At 64.3% G+C, this 4,363-nt stretch carries 8 protein-coding genes and 1 pseudogene; 5 read left to right on the forward strand and 4 right to left on the reverse strand.

Annotated elements, in window-relative coordinates; genetic code table 11:
- Positions 1-64 precede the first annotated feature (64 nt).
- The 4 genes from OKW78_RS16380 to OKW78_RS16395 form a co-directional block, all read right to left on the reverse strand.
- Positions 65-1,093 carry a site-specific integrase gene (locus OKW78_RS16380; protein WP_281196128.1) on the reverse strand — a complete coding sequence of 343 codons (1,029 nt, stop codon included), beginning with the start codon at positions 1,091-1,093 and terminating at the stop codon, positions 65-67.
- Positions 1,090-1,677, reverse strand: coding sequence for a hypothetical protein (locus OKW78_RS16385; RefSeq protein ID WP_281196129.1), 588 nt, complete (start codon positions 1,675-1,677; stop codon positions 1,090-1,092). Before OKW78_RS16385 ends, OKW78_RS16380 begins: the two co-directional genes overlap by 4 nt.
- Positions 1,674-1,922, reverse strand: coding sequence for a hypothetical protein (locus tag OKW78_RS16390; RefSeq protein ID WP_281196130.1), 249 nt, complete (start codon positions 1,920-1,922; stop codon positions 1,674-1,676). Before OKW78_RS16390 ends, OKW78_RS16385 begins: the two co-directional genes overlap by 4 nt.
- Positions 1,923-2,037: 115 nt before the next feature.
- Positions 2,038-2,220: a hypothetical protein gene (locus OKW78_RS16395; protein ID WP_281196131.1), complete on the reverse strand. Its 183-nt coding sequence runs from the start codon at positions 2,218-2,220 to the stop codon at positions 2,038-2,040.
- A gap of 228 nt (positions 2,221-2,448) precedes the next feature.
- Here OKW78_RS16395 and OKW78_RS16400 point away from each other — a divergent pair, with 228 nt between their 5' ends.
- The 5 genes and pseudogenes from OKW78_RS16400 to OKW78_RS16420 form a co-directional block, all read left to right on the forward strand.
- Positions 2,449-2,721, forward strand: a complete 273-nt coding sequence (locus OKW78_RS16400; protein ID WP_369335044.1) for an ArsR family transcriptional regulator — start codon at positions 2,449-2,451, stop codon at positions 2,719-2,721.
- Positions 2,722-2,992: 271 nt separating this feature from the next.
- Positions 2,993-3,427 (forward strand): restriction endonuclease, encoded by a 435-nt coding sequence (locus OKW78_RS16405; RefSeq protein WP_281196133.1) that lies wholly within the window; start codon positions 2,993-2,995, stop codon positions 3,425-3,427.
- Positions 3,428-3,494: 67 nt separating this feature from the next.
- A complete protein-coding gene (locus OKW78_RS16410) occupies positions 3,495-3,752 on the forward strand; it encodes a hypothetical protein (protein ID WP_281196134.1) in 258 nt (85 codons plus the stop codon).
- A 7-nt stretch (positions 3,753-3,759) separates the two neighbouring features.
- On the forward strand, positions 3,760-4,011 hold the full coding sequence (locus OKW78_RS16415; protein ID WP_281196135.1) for a type II toxin-antitoxin system HicA family toxin: 252 nt from the start codon (positions 3,760-3,762) through the stop codon (positions 4,009-4,011).
- 110 nt (positions 4,012-4,121) lie between these two features.
- Positions 4,122-4,363 (forward strand): annotated as a pseudogene (locus OKW78_RS16420) (site-specific integrase); the annotation flags it as partial.

The following is a 4,363-nucleotide window of genomic DNA, read 5'->3' on the forward strand; positions in this document are numbered from 1 at the left end:
TGGACTCGCGGGGAGAGACGCTCCTCGGCGAGACCGGGTGACTCGATGGGATTCTGGGTGTGGTTCATAGGTCCTGAATGAGTTCTCTACGGAGCCGCATCTTCTCGCGCTCAGACCGCTCGTCGTAGTGCTGGTCGATGACCTCGCGCGAACTGTTCATCCGATCGCTGACGACCTCCTCCGGCGTGCCATCCCGGAGGTGCTTCGTGATCGCTCCCCGACGAACGCCGTGAGGAGATCTCGACGAGGGACACCCGCTCATCGACTCCCGTTTCCGGAACTCGCAGGTGCTCGGATCCTCGTCGTGTGGACACTCGCTCCAGCGGCACGGCTGGGTCCATTTGTACGCCGTCAACCGGATCGGAGAATCCGAGAGTCGACCCTGCTCGCTCGCGAACAGGGGACGGCGACCGAACTCGTCGGTGACATCCGGCCGGTTATAGTCGATGTAGTCCTCGAGGACATCGACGTGGTATTCGCCGATCGCGATCGAACGTTCCGCGCCGAGTCCGTTCTTCAACGGCGTCCCTTCATCGGGCCGGTGGCGAACGTCAAGACAGCGGTCGTCGCGATCGAAGTCCGCGACGTCGAACGCGCGTAGCGTCCCGAGTCGGATCCCCGTGTGCCACAGCAGCGAGAGGATCGCATGCTCACGAGACGCGTACCGGAACTTCTCCAGGTACTCCAGCATCGCCTCCGCGTTCGCCTCCTCCAGCTTCTCGTCGCGGGAGATCTCCTCAGCGTCGAGCTTCGGGACCCGAACGCGCTCCCGGAGACCGCTCTCGACCGCGTCGATGCTGGCACAGAACTCGAAGAACACGCGCAACGTCGCGAGGTTCCCTTTCAGCGTCGCCTTCGAGACAGCCTCGTAACCGTCTCCCTCGCCGTTCTGTCGCCAGACACGGTACTCGTGGACCGTTCGGCCCGTGATATCGGCCATGTTGTCGATATCCTGATCGTCACAGAACGCGAGCCAGGAGTCCAACCGGTAGCGGTGGTTCTCCAGGCTCTTCTCCGACAGTTCCATCTCCCGATCCGCGAGATAGAGACGCACAGCATCGCGCGGTGTGATCGGGTCGAGATCCTCGCTCACCGCGAGTCCCCCATGCCGTCGACCTGGTCGCTCACCGGATCGAACTCCCACCCGATCGAGCCCCCGTAGAGGTCGCCGTACGCGTCGACGACGTCGGTCGCCGTCGAGTGGTCCGACGCCCCGGTGTGGTCCGGGTCCCGGTGCTCCCGCGCCGCCTCCCGGCGCTGGTCCTGGACCAGCTGGAGGAGGAGCGCGTTCTGGAGCTCGAGGGTGTCGGCGATCCGAGCGAGATCGTCGTCGTCCTGGTCGACTCCCCCGTCCGTCACCAGTTCCGGGCTCTCCGCGTGGTACCGCATTTGGTCCGCCAACGCGAGCGCGCGGTCGGTCCCGATCTCGCGAACGTACTCGTCGCGCACGAGGATCTCCCCGAGCCCGTCCTCCCGTACCTCGAGGCGGGCGACCGTCTCGCCGTTCGACCCGTGACGCCGGTCGACCAGGTCGTACAGCGACCGGAGCACCTCGCGGTGGTTGTCGAACGCCTCCTCCGCACGGTCCCGGTCGACGTACGCGAGCACCGAGCCGTTCCCGTTCCGGCGGATCTCGACTTCGACCTCCTCGTCGACGTCGTGCGAGAAGTCGCTCACGCCTTCCCACCTCGGAGACTGTGGTAGCTCTCGGAGTCGCGGACCAGCTCCACCTCGTCGCGCTCCACCAGGTCCCCGGTCTTCACGTTCCGGAGCTCGTCGAACTCCGGCTCCGCTTTCGGGTGCTTCCCCCGAGCGCACTGGGCACACCAGAAGTGGTAGTTCGTCGGTTCCCACGATCGGTGACCCGCGGGACACCGCCACTGCCACCGATCCGTCTCCTCGTCAAGGTCGATCTCGACCATACCGGACGGAGCCGCCCCCATTAAAAAGGGAGCGGCCAAAGGTTCGCAGTGAAACTGAAAGTGGTCGTTACGTCGGGCGATACGGCCGGTTCTGCCGGTTCTGTCGCTATGTGTTCTAAACATGGTTCTCGGGATACAGGTCGATCTCGCCGTCGAACTCGGCGAGTGACGTTTGCGCCACGTCGTGGGCCGCGCGGTCCGCGCGCCGCAAGATCGCGAGCGGATCCGCGGTGGTAGTGAACGCCGATGCCTCCTCTCGGTCGGGAGTTTCAAGCCCCCGTGTCGTCTTTGCTTCCATGGGTTTCGTGCTCTCAGCACGGAACCCCACGCGGGTCGGCTGGCCCTACACCAGCGCGGCCCGCATCCTTCTCAGGACGACTCGACCTCGAGCCGTGGGTTCCTGCGAGACACCTGTGGGTTCTGGGGTCTTAACTATGATGGTTCTGAGTATCACACAGGATGTTCAAGCTATCAACCTCGCAGGATTACCCTATAACTAAGAGCCGGCTACCGGTATCGCCGGCTCATGAGGCCCGTGGTGAGTTGGATGACTAAGTCGGATGACGCGATTCTGGAATTCCTCGCAGAACACGGGCTCGCGCTGCCGCCCACGGCGATCGCTTTCAACATCGACAACGTATCTCAGCCGACCGTCGATCGTAGGCTGCCGAACCTCGAAAAGGCAGGGCTCGTAGAACGTTTCGACGATCCACAGGGCTACACGGAAATCACCGACCGCGGCCGCGCCTACCTCGCTGGCGAGCTCGACGCCGACGACCTCGAGGACATCGGCGAGTAGCGCGAGCGCGCATAATGCGCGCGAGGCCCCGGTTTTAATACCCGACCGTGTCACCCTCGGTTCGTATGAGAACCGACGTCCGCGCGGTACGCTCCGCGAGTGACACCTTCGCCGTTTCCACGGATAGATACGCGGGGGATCGGGAGTGATCCTTTCGTCGTTCCCGATCGGCTGGCCGGAAGCTCTAATTCTGATACTGATTCTTGTCCTGTGGTTCGGAGCGAACTCGGTCAATTTCTCGGGAGGGTCCTCACAGGACAACTCCGAGAGCGTGACCGAAACCGACCAGGAGGGCGACGCTTCCGAACCCGAGCCGGAACCGGCCACCGACCCCGAGTCGACGACGGGCTCGACGGAGATCGATCCCGATAGCCTCCAGGCGATGGCTCCCAAGGAGTTCCGGAACACGGTCGCGGGAGCGTACGAGGACCGAGGGTACAGCGTCGAACGGAAGTCGTCGGGGAAGATCGATCTCCTCGCGAGTAACGACTCGGAGACGGTCGCGATCGACGTAAGGAGCTACGGGAGCGGAAACAAGGTGAGTTCACCGGCGGTCAAAGAGGCGCTGGCGGACGGGATGGACGTCGGAGCGGACCGGGCCGCGATCGTCACGTCGAGTTCGTTCACGGGTCCGGCGGAGGAACAGGCGAGCGACCGGAGCGTGGACCTGGTCGACGCGCGAAAGCTGTCGAGTTGGCTCGCGTAGGATTGGCGACTTCTCACACACAGTCCGACCGAACACTTTTCATCCGTCCCACGCCTTGAGACAGGTAATGGCGACCACTTCGGAGAACGACCGCGCCGACGGGGTGGAGTTCACCTACGAGGGTGACCTCGTGACGGCGCGCGACGTCGAGTCGGGCGTCGCCGCTTCCGGTGACTCGAAGCCGGTCGCGCTCTCTCGGCTCGCGGACGCGTTGACCCTCCACGCCGGCGGCGGCGAGCCGATCGACGACGAGGAGGCGTTCCTCGAGGAGATCGGCGTCGATCCCGACGAGATCGAAGACGCCGGCGAGCCGCCGTGGGAGTAGTTCTCGGATGGTCTACGCGAGTTTTGATGGTCGAGAGATCGTGAAGGCGCTCCGATCGATGGGGTATCGCCCGGTCGGTCGCGAGGGAAGCCACGTGAGGCTCCGGTACGAGAGTCCGGACACCGACGAGGTCCGGGTCGTGTCCGTCCCGCTCACGGACAGCGACCAGATCTCACAGGATACCTACCGGTCGATCGCCGACCAGTGCGGTGCCGACGACTTCGAGGCGTGGTGTGGATGGATCGACGACCTTCTGTAAGTAGCGAGTTGTGAGAGAACTCGTCACTCAACACGCGAATACCGGCCCGATCACGCCGGGGACCCCGTCGGTTCTCCCGTCTTATATGCCAGCTTGTTAGAGAACTTCTCATGCGCTTAGAGTCCACGCAGGGCGAGGACCTGTACAAAGTGTGGCTCCGAGACGACGAGCTCGACGAACTCCGCCGGGCGGCCGGCGGTCACCGCGACGATCTGCTTATCCAACTCGGTGGGTACGTCGGGCTCCGCGCCTTCGAGATCCCGCAGGTGACTCCCCGCCACGTGAAGCGGACTCCCGATGGCGACCACTTCCGGCTCCGCGTTCCTCGCGGGAAGGACACGACGGGCGGCGG

The sequence above is a fragment of the Halorubrum sp. F4 genome (genome assembly GCF_027257195.1).
In the GTDB taxonomy this organism is placed as follows: domain Archaea; phylum Halobacteriota; class Halobacteria; order Halobacteriales; family Haloferacaceae; genus Halorubrum.

Bases quoted from the DNA above. Each gene is read 5' to 3' on its own strand.
- OKW78_RS16410 (WP_281196134.1), top strand. From the start codon at position 3,495: ATGGCGACCACTTCGGAGAACGACCGCGCCGACGGGGTGGAGTTCACC.
- OKW78_RS16415 (WP_281196135.1), top strand. From the start codon at position 3,760: ATGGTCTACGCGAGTTTTGATGGTCGAGAGATCGTGAAGGCGCTCCGA.
- OKW78_RS16400 (WP_369335044.1), top strand. From the start codon at position 2,449: ATGAGGCCCGTGGTGAGTTGGATGACTAAGTCGGATGACGCGATTCTG.
- OKW78_RS16390 (WP_281196130.1), bottom strand. From the start codon at position 1,922: ATGGTCGAGATCGACCTTGACGAGGAGACGGATCGGTGGCAGTGGCGG.
- OKW78_RS16395 (WP_281196131.1), bottom strand. From the start codon at position 2,220: ATGGAAGCAAAGACGACACGGGGGCTTGAAACTCCCGACCGAGAGGAG.